At 41.2% G+C, this 10,441-nt stretch carries 12 protein-coding genes; all 12 read left to right on the top strand.

What is annotated here, in order from left to right; all coding sequences use genetic code 11:
- Nucleotides 1-249 precede the first annotated feature (249 nt).
- Entirely contained in the window at nucleotides 250-690 is a 441-nt protein-coding gene (locus tag AC52RT_RS06245) for a hypothetical protein (protein ID WP_495539947.1), read from the top strand.
- 169 nt (nucleotides 691-859) lie between these two features.
- Nucleotides 860-1,930, top strand: coding sequence for a peptide chain release factor 1 (prfA, locus tag AC52RT_RS06240; RefSeq protein ID WP_495539946.1), 1,071 nt, complete (start codon nucleotides 860-862; stop codon nucleotides 1,928-1,930).
- Nucleotides 1,917-2,795 carry a peptide chain release factor N(5)-glutamine methyltransferase gene (prmC, locus tag AC52RT_RS06235; protein ID WP_495539945.1) on the top strand — a complete coding sequence of 293 codons (879 nt, stop codon included), beginning with the start codon at nucleotides 1,917-1,919 and terminating at the stop codon, nucleotides 2,793-2,795. The genes prfA and prmC overlap by 14 nt, the downstream gene beginning before the upstream one ends.
- Before the next feature lie 137 nt (nucleotides 2,796-2,932).
- Complete coding sequence (gene spoIIR / locus AC52RT_RS06230; RefSeq protein ID WP_495539944.1) at nucleotides 2,933-3,691, top strand: stage II sporulation protein R; 759 nt, start codon at nucleotides 2,933-2,935, stop codon at nucleotides 3,689-3,691.
- A gap of 57 nt (nucleotides 3,692-3,748) precedes the next feature.
- A complete protein-coding gene (locus AC52RT_RS06225; protein ID WP_495539943.1) occupies nucleotides 3,749-4,192 on the top strand; it encodes a GNAT family N-acetyltransferase in 444 nt (147 codons plus the stop codon).
- A 179-nt stretch (nucleotides 4,193-4,371) separates the two neighbouring features.
- Nucleotides 4,372-5,415 (top strand): L-threonylcarbamoyladenylate synthase, encoded by a 1,044-nt coding sequence (locus tag AC52RT_RS06220; protein WP_495539949.1) that lies wholly within the window; start codon nucleotides 4,372-4,374, stop codon nucleotides 5,413-5,415.
- A gap of 108 nt (nucleotides 5,416-5,523) precedes the next feature.
- Nucleotides 5,524-6,039, top strand: coding sequence for a manganese efflux pump MntP (locus AC52RT_RS06215; RefSeq protein ID WP_495539948.1), 516 nt, complete (start codon nucleotides 5,524-5,526; stop codon nucleotides 6,037-6,039).
- A gap of 229 nt (nucleotides 6,040-6,268) precedes the next feature.
- Nucleotides 6,269-6,712: a low molecular weight protein arginine phosphatase gene (locus tag AC52RT_RS06210; protein WP_495539942.1), complete on the top strand. Its 444-nt coding sequence runs from the start codon at nucleotides 6,269-6,271 to the stop codon at nucleotides 6,710-6,712.
- Nucleotides 6,713-6,735: 23 nt separating this feature from the next.
- The gene (locus AC52RT_RS06205) at nucleotides 6,736-8,028 is read left to right on the top strand and encodes a methyl-accepting chemotaxis protein (protein ID WP_495539941.1); all 1,293 of its coding nucleotides are present in this window, start codon (nucleotides 6,736-6,738) and stop codon (nucleotides 8,026-8,028) included.
- A 133-nt stretch (nucleotides 8,029-8,161) separates the two neighbouring features.
- Nucleotides 8,162-8,608, top strand: a complete 447-nt coding sequence (gene rpiB / locus AC52RT_RS06200) for a ribose 5-phosphate isomerase B (protein WP_495539940.1) — start codon at nucleotides 8,162-8,164, stop codon at nucleotides 8,606-8,608.
- Between the two features lie 36 nt (nucleotides 8,609-8,644).
- On the top strand, nucleotides 8,645-9,232 hold the full coding sequence (locus tag AC52RT_RS06195) for a TIGR01440 family protein (protein WP_495539939.1): 588 nt from the start codon (nucleotides 8,645-8,647) through the stop codon (nucleotides 9,230-9,232).
- Nucleotides 9,233-9,542: 310 nt separating this feature from the next.
- The coding region (gene glyA, locus AC52RT_RS06190) for a serine hydroxymethyltransferase (RefSeq protein ID WP_495539938.1) at nucleotides 9,543-10,441 on the top strand (899 nt) is incomplete at its 3' end.

Raw genomic sequence — 10,441 nt, 5'->3', positions numbered from 1 at the left:
AACAGCGGGACAGGTGAGACCCCGAAGGAGCGTGAGCATTGATGCGGCTCACCGCCCGCCCGCGGAAAGCGAAGCGCCTGGAATGGAAATCAACATCTCGATTTTAAATCTCACTCGAGTTTGTCTACAGTCTTAGTTTGGAGACTATCGTCTTCGGGCTTTTTCTTTGTGGTTTTTTAAAAAAATATGGATGTTCCTGATTATTTTGGGCAAGCTAACGCCAAATAAGAAAAACAGGAGGATACATCCATGAAGAATAAGAAGTATAAATGGCTGCTGACAGCCTGTATGTTCACTTTGGCTTCTGGCTGTTCAAATGATAATGCGGCAGACAAACAGGAGAGCAATGAGATGGAGCAAATGACCAACAATCCGAGACAAGTTTCTCAGCGATACAATGATCGATATCCTGATCATACGGTTGATCAAAGCATGAACAACAATCGCAGTACCGCTGTTGTTTCCCAAGACATTGGGGAAGATATTGAAAATGTTAAATATGTGGTAAGGATGACGACACCATACGAAGCAAAGCAAGTTTGGGTGAATGGAGAGACGATCACGGTAAAAGTGGACAGCCGCGGCAAAATCGACTCAAAAGAAGAATGGAAGAAAGAAAAAATAAGAATCCATAATTTATTGAGGAATACGATTCCAGGTTATGACTTCAATATACAGCTTGATAAGTGATTGAGATTTTGGGTGAAATTTACTGATGGATATTTCATTGCCTTTGACGTTGTTTATTCACCTATACTATAATTAAAGAAATGGATTGAAAGCCGAATGGCCAATCAAGTATATAATGTCCCAGCGAGTGGCGGGAATAAGGATACTCGGAAATTATGAGGTGAAGATTGTGATAGATCGTTTACAGGCAGTGGAAGATAGATATGAAAGATTAAATGAATTATTAAGCGACCCTGCAGTCATTAATGACAATAACAAGCTTAGAGAATTCTCTAAGGAACAATCCAACATTCAAGACACGGTTATGGCTTATAAAGAATATAAAATTATTCGGGAACAGTACCAAGAAGCTAAGATGATGCTTGATGAAAAGCTTGATTCTGACATGCGTGACATGGTGAAGGAAGAAGTTCATGAGCTTGAAGATAATATGAAGGTATTGGAAGAAAAGCTTCGGATTCTTCTTATTCCAAAAGATCCGAATGATGACAAAAACGTTATTGTTGAAATTCGTGGAGCTGCCGGTGGTGACGAGGCTGCCCTTTTTGCTGGGAGTCTATATCGTATGTACAGCCGTTTTGCTGAGGTGCAAGGCTGGAAAACGGAAGTTATTGATGCCAATCCTACAGGTTTAGGCGGATATAAAGAAATTATCTTTATGGTTAACGGAAATGGTGCGTTTTCTAAACTTAAATTTGAAAATGGTGCTCACCGTGTTCAACGTGTCCCAGAAACCGAATCGGGTGGAAGAATTCATACCTCAACAGCTACAGTAGCTGTGCTTCCTGAGGCTGAAGAAGTTGAAGTGAATATTCATGAGAAAGATATTCGGACAGACACGTTTACATCAAGCGGACCTGGAGGACAAAGTGTTAATACGACCATGTCAGCGGTTCGGTTAACTCACCTTCCTACCATGACGGTGGTATCCTGCCAAGATGAAAAATCTCAGATTAAAAACAAAGAAAAAGCAATGAAGGTACTGCGTGCCCGTGTTTACGATAAGATTCAGCGTGAAGTTCAAGCTGAATATGACCAGAATCGTAAGCAAGCTGTAGGAACAGGAGACCGTTCTGAACGAATCCGTACGTACAATTTCCCGCAAAACCGCGTAACGGACCATAGAATCGGTTTGACCATCCAAAAGCTTGATCAGATTATGGAAGGAAAAATCGATGAGGTCATTGATGCATTAATTGTGGCAGACCAATCAGCGAGACTACAAAATGCAGAAGAATAAAGACAGCATAAAGGTTTATGAAGCCCTGAAGTGGGCTTCTTCTTTTTTACTAAGTCATGAGCGGGATGCAAATGCAGGAGAACTGTTGTTAAGACATTTACTGGGTATGGAAAGGTCACAGCTGCTTGCAGAGTTACAAAGTGTGTTAGATGAGCCTATTTGGATTGAATTTCAACAAAAAGTAGCGGAACATTGTGCAGGGACTCCAGTGCAGTACTTAATTGGCAGTGAAGAGTTTTATGGAAGAACCTACTTAGTAAATGAAGAGGTATTGATTCCGAGGCCCGAAACGGAAGAATTAATTGAGCAGACGGTATATAGACTGAAAAAAATCTTTTCTACAAACAACCATCTAAACCTAGCGGACATTGGAACTGGAAGCGGCGCGATTGCGATTACGATGAAGCTAGAGGCACCGGAGCTTAGCGTTACGGCTTCAGATATTGCTTCCGCTTCACTTGATGTAGCTAAGGAGAATGCGAAGCGGCTTGATGCTGATGTTGAATTTATCGAAGCCGATTTATTATCAACGTTTATAAGTCAGGGCCGCCGTTTTGATATTGTCCTTTCAAATCCTCCTTATATTCCCGATGATGATGAGAAAACAATGTCGGTTGTTGTGACCGGCCATGAACCGCATCGAGCGTTATTTGCGGGTGTTGACGGCCTTGATTTTTATCGTCGGTTTATGACAGAGTTACCGTGTGTGATGAATCGCCCGGGATTAATCGGGTTTGAAGTAGGAGCGGGTCAGGGAGAAGCAGTGGCAGAAATGCTTAAATCTGCTTTTCCTGATGCAGCCGTCTCTGTTGAATTCGATATTAACAGAAAAGATCGTATGGTCTTTGCAGAGCTGAAAGAATAAATGTAAAAGAGTCGATTTCATGATTCGAGTGCCGTATCCGTACGGTTTCTCGAAGCCGTGGAACGACTCTTTTTATTTTTTACTAGTTTAAGATAGAGAGAATATGGCGAGACTATTTTTTGTGAGGGGGAGAGGAAATGAACAAAAAATATCTGGCCTTATTTTATTTATTACTACTTACTTGTGGAACCATTTTAAGTTTATATACACCGAAGGTTGAAAGCGTCGATGCACAGGCAGCAGTTATGATACCTAATGAAGCCATCAGACTAAGAATATTAGCCAATAGTGATGAACAGAATGACCAAACTGTAAAACGGTTAATTCGGGATGAAGTGAACCAAGATATCACAGCATGGGTACAAGATCTTACCTCGATTGATGAAGCTCGAAAGGTAATTACCAGCCATCTTCCTGAAATTCAAGCGACAGCAGAAGAAGTAGTCAAACGTGAAGGGCTTAATCAGTCAGTCACTGTTGAATTTGGAAAAGCGGATTTCCCGACTAAGCTATATGGTCAGTATTTGTATCCTGCAGGTGTTTACGAAGCAATCGTCATCACGCTCGGTGCCGGAGAAGGAGCTAACTGGTGGTGTGTATTATTTCCACCTCTGTGTTTCTTAGATTTTTCAAATGGAACAGCTGTCAGTCAGACACCTTTCGTTGAAGATACAGACACATCGGGGCAGACATCAGTTGAATCGAAAGAAACCCCTGTTGAGGTTGCAGAAGAAATAACGACTCAACCTGCAGATAAAGAGTCAGAGAGCGAACCAGAAACAGTCGAGGATAGTAATGCAGACGATGTGGCTACTGCCAATGTGTATACTGGTGAGGAAGAGTCACCCGTTGTCGTGAAATCCTTCTTTGCAGAATTATTTACGGATCTCTTTTAATGGTTCTAGTTTCCCCTCCTATTCATACGCTAGTAAGAAAGAAAAGGAGCGGATTGGATGTCAGCTGTTTTTTTGCAGGCAAGTGAAGAAGATGTGGATGAACTAATTGAGTTTCTAGGTTCAGCCAAACTGAATGTGGAAGAAGTGCAAAATCAGTATGATTATTATCTCATCGCGAAAAACCAAAACGGCCGTTTAATAGGAGCAGCTGGACTGATACCATGCGGTAAATATGGGCTGCTTCGTTCTTGTGTTTTTGCTAGTTCTTTTCCTAAAGAAAAAATCCCGTTCTTAATTGAGCACTTGCTCGTATCAGCAAGTATGCATAAATTAGAGTCATTATACATGGCAACGGATAAAATATCATCGATTCAATTTTTTAAGTCCTTTGGCTTTACGGAAGCAGAAATCAAACAGCTGCCGGAAGAAATAAAAAGTTCTCCACATGTGGAAAAGCTTAAAAAACTAGAAAATTGCCAATTTATGCACAGAATTCTCTAAAAACGTTATTCTATCCACAACTTTATCCACAGTTTAACAAGTGTTATCCACAATTTGTGGATAACACTTGTTTTCTTTTTTCAGTTCTTTTATACTTTCAAAGAAGAATTTTTGAAAAACACGGATGATAGCTGATTTTGTCGAATAAAAAACCAACGAGAAGAGCGAAGGTGTTTATTGTGGAAACAAAACTCTGGTTAGTGGATAAGAATGTGGATAATCTTAAAAGTTATCCACAAATCGCACAGCCTGCAGATAAGTTAAGAAAAAATGAGGTTATTGCTTTTCCAACAGAGACTGTTTATGGACTAGGAGCAAATGCTCAGAGCGATGAAGCGGTCCAAAAAATATTCGAAGCAAAAGGACGTCCTAGTGATAATCCGCTGATTGTTCACATTGCTTCTATTGAACAATTACAAGATATTGCAACGGTGATACCGCAAAAAGCGAAGGACCTGATGAATTACTTCTGGCCGGGACCGTTAACGATTATTTTTGAAAAAAAGCCAAATGTCTTATCCGATTTGGTTACGGCTGGCTTAGATACAGTAGGGGTTCGTATGCCTGACCACCCCGTTGCACTTAGTTTAATCAGTGCGAGTGGTTTACCTATAGCGGCACCAAGTGCGAATACCTCGGGGAAGCCTAGTCCAACTACGGCGGGTCATGTTCACGATGATTTAAATGGAAAAATTGCTGGAATTGTCGATGGTGGACCAACTGGAGTAGGTGTTGAGTCGACTGTCATTGATTGTACAGAAAGCATCCCCGTTATTTTTCGTCCCGGGGGCATTACTAGAGAAGAAATAGAGTCCGTGATTGGACCGGTTACTCAAGATCCTGCCTTGAAACAAACGTCGGCTGTACCGAAATCTCCTGGTATGAAATATACGCACTATGCACCAAAAGCACCCTTAGTCCTTGTTAAAGGTGACCAAGCTTTTTTACAGCAGTTGGTTAATGAAAAAAGAGCAGCGGGTATGAAGGTAGCGGTCTTAGCAGCAAAAGAGCATGAACAAGCCTATGACGCAGATTGGATTATGTGTCCGGGAACGCTCGCTGATTTAAAAACAGTTGCTGCGGGTTTGTATGACACGCTGCGAGCGTTTGACGAACTTGACGTGGATTTAATTTTAAGTGAAAGCTTCCCGGATGCCGGTATTGGCGAAGCAATCATGAATCGTTTAGTAAAAGCTGCGGGCCATCAAATTATCAGCGAATAGATTTCTTTTCTTCTAATCTTTTTCGGACATGCATAACATGATATATGCATGTCCGGGGAGGGGAATTGTTTGGAATCAGCCGCTGGAGAACTTGTCACATTATTGATCATGGCATTTGCCTTAGGAATGGATGCCTTTTCGATTGGGCTTGGAATGGGAATGTTCAAGCTCCGGTTGCGCCAGATATTTTTTATTGGCCTGACAGTCGGATTTTTTCATATATTGATGCCGATTGCAGGGATGGCCGCCGGCAGGTTCATTTCAGGTCAATTTGGAGTCTTTGCCAACTATGCCGGTGGATTTTTACTCCTTTTTTTAGGTATACAAATGTTTATTTCGGCTTTGAGAGAAGGGGATGGTCCGTTACTTGCTCCTATAGGACCAGGCCTGCTTCTATTTGCACTGAGCGTCAGTCTCGATAGCTTTTCGGTCGGACTTTCCCTTGGGATTTATGGTGCCCGGACAATTGTGACCGTTATGTGCTTTGGGATGGCTGCAACGATTTTAACTTGGTTGGGGTTGTTGATTGGCAGAAGGGTTCAAGGGTACTTAGGCGTGTATAGCGAATTACTTGGCGGAAGTGTCCTTTTTGCCTTTGGTCTAAAACTCCTTTTTTCCATTTAGCTAGCTATAGCCAGTTTAATTTCTAAAAATATATAATGATGATACACAAAAAAACAAGCATGAGTTTTGCTTGTTTTTTTGTGTACTTCCCCCTTACTTGTGACCCTGTCTCAAATATAATTTGTATTAAATGTAAGAATGCGTTTGATTTTTCCCTATTATGGTCGATATGTATAGTAAGTGAATAGGAGATAAAACTAGTATAAAGTCGTAGAAAGGAGGGTTTAGAATGTATAGAGTCTTATTTGTCTGCACCGGCAATACGTGTCGAAGCCCTATGGCCGAAGCGATTTTAAAAAATAAACAAATTCCAGAAATCGAAGTAAAGTCCGCTGGTGTATATGCTGAAGCGGGTCAGGATGCGTCTAGTCATGCTAAGAACGTTATGAAACAGAATAGTCTTGAGCATGTGCATTCATCGCAGCTTTTAACCGACTCTGAAATTGAGTGGGCAACACATATTTTTACGATGACGGAAAGCCATAAAGCACTGATTATGAACGCATATCCGCGTGCCATGGATAAAACATTTACCTTAAAAGAATTTGTTATAAGTGATCAGATTAATCGAGATGTTATTGATCCATTTGGCGGGTCGGTTGAACGATATAAACAAACCTTCAATGAACTAGATGGGTTGATTGATGGGCTGCTAAGAAAGTTGAGAGAATAGCAAAGTAACAGGGGGATCTGAAATTGGGAGAAAAAAAGACGCACTATAAATTTGGTCTGCGAAAGAAACTTGTGCTGTTTATTACTGCTTTAGCATTCATTACGTATACAACAAGCGCTCTATGTATCTATTTGGTGTATCCACTGTTTTTTAATGAATGGAATGAGACGGCGTTTGCTTTTGGTACGTTATTGCTCGGTATCATCTGGTCGAGTGTCCTGGCTTTTTTTGCAGCAGGGTTGATTGTTAATCCGCTTCGAAGACTTGAAAAGGTCGCGTTAAAGGCAGCTGTTGGGGATATTAGGGAAGATGTGGACGTTTCAAAAACTGACGATGAAATCCGTTCTCTTGGTAACGCATTTAATTTGATGCTGTCTAACTTGCGGGAAATGGTTAATACCATTGATGAAAATTTTACAGAAACCAATGAAAAAGTAATTCACATATCAAGTAAGTCTTCTCATGCTGCTGAACAGGCAGAAACAATTTACCGAACAATTGAGGAAATATCTCAAGGTGCAGATAGTTCGGCTGTATCCATCCAGAATACAGCTGAATCGGTCGAGGATGTCATACGGATTGCCCAAGAAGTCCAAAGAAAAGCAAATAGTTCGGCTGAGACTTCACATGTAATGGTCTCTGAGCTGGAAAAAAGTAAAGATGTAATAAATTCACTGGTCTCGGGGATTCAATTGTTGGCAGAGGAAAATCGTGAGTCGCTGCAAGCGGTAAAGCGTTTGGAGGAAAATGCAAAGAAGGTGGAGCAGATTATCCAGCTGGTGGGGGATATTGCTGGACAAACCAACTTATTAGCTTTAAATGCATCAATCGAAGCAGCCCGGGCAGGTGACCATGGTAAAGGCTTTGCTGTTGTTGCAGAAGAAGTACGAAAGCTTGCTGATGAAAGTGCGAACGCTGTGAAGGGGATTTCCGTTTTGATTCAGACCATACAATCAGATGTACAGGGTGTGGTACAACAAATCAGCGATCAAGTGACCTCAGCTAATCAAGAAGCAAAAAAAGGTGCGGAAACAAATGCAGCCATTGAGGAAGTGACAATAGCGGTTCATCATGTGGTTAATGATGTTCAGGAAATTACTAAACTTGTCAGTCGTCAGATGGATAGCATTCATGAAACGTCTCATCAGTCTCAGGAAGTTGCAGCCATTGCTGAAGAGACTTCAGCAGGGGCTGAAGAAGTCACTTCAGCAACGCAAGAACAGACACAGGTTATTGAGCAAGTCGATCAACTAGTCCATGAATTAAAAGGACAAGCGGATAAGTTAAAGCAAACAATCGTACGTTTTCAGGTGTAAAATAAGTTAGGAAATACCTGAAGAATCTTACCAAACTGAATTAAAAATCAATCTGCTCACGCGGCTTTATCTTTGCTGTTTTTTGTGACACAATAAAGAGACGATTATAGCTATTATGAGGAGGAAATTTATCATGAAAGTGGCAATTGCTTCTGACCACGGAGGAATTCAACTCCGTGAAGAAATAAAAAATTTACTCGACGAGCTTGAAATCAACTATGAGGACTTTGGATGTGATTGCTCAACATCAGTCGATTATCCAGACTATGCCCTTCCTGTAGCGAAAAAAGTAGCTTCAGGTGAATTTGACCGCGGTATCTTAATTTGCGGGACTGGAATTGGTATGAGTATTTCTGCTAACAAGGTAAAAGGCATCCGATGTGCACTAGTTCATGACGTGTTTACGGCTAAAGTAACTCGTGAACATAATGATAGTAATGTTCTAGCTATGGGTGAGCGTGTAATTGGACCTGGTTTAGCAAGAGAGATTGCGAAAGCTTGGCTGACATCTGATTTTGAAGGTGGACGACACGCCAATCGAATCGGCAAAATAACAGAATACGAAGAACAAAATAATTAGGATCTGTAACGGGAAGGGTTGCTGTCTTTTATGACAATGGAATCTTCTTTAAAAACGGAACTTACGATATGGAAAAATCACTTGAAAACCTTAGTACACGAATTCCAAAATGAAGCCCAGCTTAAAGAAAAACAGGTGCTGATTATAGGCTGCAGTACAAGTGAAGTGATTGGTGAACAAATCGGCAGCGCGGGAACAGATAAAGTAGCGGAAGTTATTTTTGATGAACTGTCGGACCTGCAGAGTAAGACGAAAATCGAACTCGCGTTTCAATGCTGTGAACATTTAAATCGAGCAATCGTAGTAGAACGTGAAACGGCTGAACGAAAAAACTACGGTATTGTTTCAGTCATTCCAGTCCGAACAGCGGGAGGGGCCATGGCGTCATACGCGTATCGCCGGTTTAACGATCCAGTTGTAGTCGAACAAATACAAGCTGATGCAGGAATCGATATTGGCGATACATTTATTGGAATGCATCTGAAACAGGTTGCAGTTCCAATTCGTACCTCGATTAAAGAGATCGGTTCGGCTCATGTCACGATGGCAAAGACCCGTCCTAAATTGATTGGCGGAGAGCGCGCGATTTATAAAGCTCTTGAAGAGAATAAACATTGTACGTAAAACGCACCCGGTTCCTATTTGGAAACCGGGTTTACTTATTGATTGGTGAATTTTTGTAGTTGTTTGATAATAAGTAAATTAGTTTATTAATGGCTGGAATACAGAGAAAAAAGAACTAAAATTAAAGATAAGACGAACAATAGTTATTATTTTTCTGTTAAATGTTCGAAATAATAAAAAAACTCGAGACTACCACTCTTTAGTGCAACATGGTAAAATGAAAGAGGAAATTTAAGAGGACGGCTAATTACGTCGTTCGTATTTACGTGTCAAAGGCGTTTGTACAGTCAATCACAAGGAGGATATCCGAATGAACCGTTTAGCAAAGCAAGATGAACAAGTGTACAAAGCAATCCAGCAGGAATTAGGGCGTCAAAGAAGCAAGATTGAACTAATTGCCTCTGAAAACTTTGTGAGTGAAGCAGTAATGGAAGCTCAAGGATCTGTTTTGACAAATAAATACGCAGAAGGATATCCTGGCAAACGCTATTACGGCGGATGCGAATACGTTGATATCGTTGAAGATCTTGCGCGGGACCGCGCGAAAAAAATCTTCGGAGCTGAGCATGTAAACGTTCAGCCGCATTCGGGTGCACAAGCGAATATGGCGGTGTATTTTACAGTGCTGGAAGCTGGAGATACCGTGCTCGGCATGAATTTATCGCATGGCGGACACTTAACACATGGCAGCCCTGTAAACTTCAGTGGTGTACAATATAACTTTGTTGAATATGGTGTTGATCCTGAAAACCATCGAATTGATTATAACGACGTTTTTGAAAAGGCACGCCAACATAAGCCTAAATTAATTGTTGCGGGTGCGAGTGCCTATCCACGCGAAATTGATTTTAAACGATTTAGAGAAATTGCTGATGAAGTGGGTGCCTACCTAATGGTTGATATGGCGCACATCGCTGGTTTAGTTGCAGCAGGTCTTCATCAAAGTCCCGTTCCATATGCAGACTTTGTTACAACTACTACACACAAAACACTTCGCGGTCCTCGCGGCGGTATGATTCTTTGTAAAGAAGAATTTGCCAAGAAAATTGATAAATCAATCTTCCCGGGTATCCAAGGCGGTCCGTTGATGCACGTTATTGCGGCAAAAGCGGTTGCGTTTGGTGAAGCACTAGAAGAAGATTTTAATGAGTATGCTCAAAAAATTATTGATAATGCCAAGCGTTTGGGTGAATCCTTGAAAAATGAAGG

The sequence above is a fragment of the Peribacillus sp. genome, from assembly GCF_059453735.1.
This window is presented reverse-complemented; position numbering and strand designations above follow the sequence as displayed.